Raw genomic sequence first — 1560 nt, forward strand, 5'->3', positions numbered from 1 at the left:
ACGTTTTTTGACACTTGGGGGTAGTCTTATTTCTTAAGTTGATGGGCATGGGGTATGTGTAGCAATGGAACAAAATTACGCAACAAGCATTAGCGGACATTGTTTGTAAATATAAAAAGGACATTTTTCTGAATGTAGAAAAATGTCCTTTTTATATTTGTATTGATTGCTATAGACTATGTTATTCGACTTAAGTCACAGATATTTTAAGAATAAAACACTGTTATGAAATCATCTTCTTGAATAGAATTCACAGCGACCTTATTTTTTTGTATTTTATTACATTGTAAACATTGATGAATAATTTGATAACCCTTCTTATTAGAATACTCTAAGTCTAAAGGTTTCATTAGCCCTTTACATAGACTATTACGATCTCCTGGCGTATTATCTAGGTGCTTTGAATATAGACAAAACGGACAATGATTCCGATAACTTCCATTTGTTACTGCTTTCACGTTTGCACCACAGTTTTCACAAGTGAAATCTGTGTTTTCCTTTTTTCTGCTCATTTGTACCTTCCTCCAAGACATTTTTATCTTTGAAGGAAAGGGTTCCGTTCGTTTTTCTACAAGGATTGTAGCTTCAGGCTTTTAAAGGAAGGGACCCATTCACCGTCTTGACTTACAAAACGATTACTTCTAGTTCCAACTTCACAAAGGCATCTTCCATCCTTTGATCCGAACCATGATTGATTTTACGTATTTGTATCAATCACTGTGAGACGGACTGCTCCACCTCCCACCAGTAGGTGTTCACTTTAATCACTGACATTGGCATCGTCCCCTAAAAGGTAATGAGCGCATTCATAGTGTAATGAATATGAATCACTCCTATATTGATAAAGTGTATCTTAAAACGATACATTCAAATCAGTTAATGGGCATTGCTGTAAAGATATAGTTCCATAAACAATGTCCGCTAATTAATATTAGTGGACATGAAGTGCGGAAAAATAAACGTTTGATGTCCGCTAACATAACTGATGAGATTAAAATAGCATGTCCGCTAATGTAAGTCAATAAAAGGGGAGGTATTTATGCATTCCACTAAAATAATTTCTGTACAAGCACAATCTTTGATTTCCGATTTTATTTCTAGCTTATCTCAAGAAGGAGATTTGCATACAAAAACACTAAAAGAATATACGAGTGATTTAAAAGATTTTGTATTCTGGTTTGAAAAGGTATGGGGAAAACATTCTGAGGATACTCTTTTTCATCCAATAGAAGTTACCGCTCGTACTATTGCTCGATATCGAGAACATATGCAAATTACAAGATTATTAAAACCTGCTACGATTAACCGGCGCATTAATTCTATTAAACGTTATTTTGAATGGGCTAAGCAAAAAGGTCTTGTACAAACGAATTATTCAAAATCAATTAAGTTTGTACCAACAGAAAAAACGAGTCCCAAACGCATGTCAGATAAAGAAGAAGCAACTTTAATGAATGCTGTTGAGAAATACGGCACACTACGTGACAAGGCAATGATTATCTTTAGGGTGTTTTTGCCCATCCCCCCGAAAAGGGGGAATAAGGACAACAATACTTTATT

General features: G+C 34.7%; 2 protein-coding genes. One reads left to right on the plus strand and one right to left on the minus strand.

Annotated features, from left to right (window positions below):
- Positions 1 to 206: 206 nt before the first annotated feature.
- Entirely contained in the window at positions 207 to 512 is a 306-nt protein-coding gene (locus ACODS7_RS31905; RefSeq protein ID WP_098679910.1) for an RNHCP domain-containing protein, read from the minus strand.
- 527 nt (positions 513 to 1039) lie between these two features.
- On the opposite strand from ACODS7_RS31905, the gene ACODS7_RS31910 reads away from it, so the two are divergent.
- Positions 1040 to 1560, plus strand: a 521-nt coding sequence (locus ACODS7_RS31910) for a tyrosine-type recombinase/integrase (RefSeq protein WP_488828570.1), incomplete at its 3' end; no start/stop codon positions are given.

It is taken from the genome of Bacillus sp. FG16 (assembly GCF_057809515.1).

Coding starts and splice junctions, on each gene's coding strand:
- ACODS7_RS31905 (WP_098679910.1), bottom strand. CDS start 512: ATGAGCAGAAAAAAGGAAAACACAGATTTCACTTGTGAAAACTGTGGT.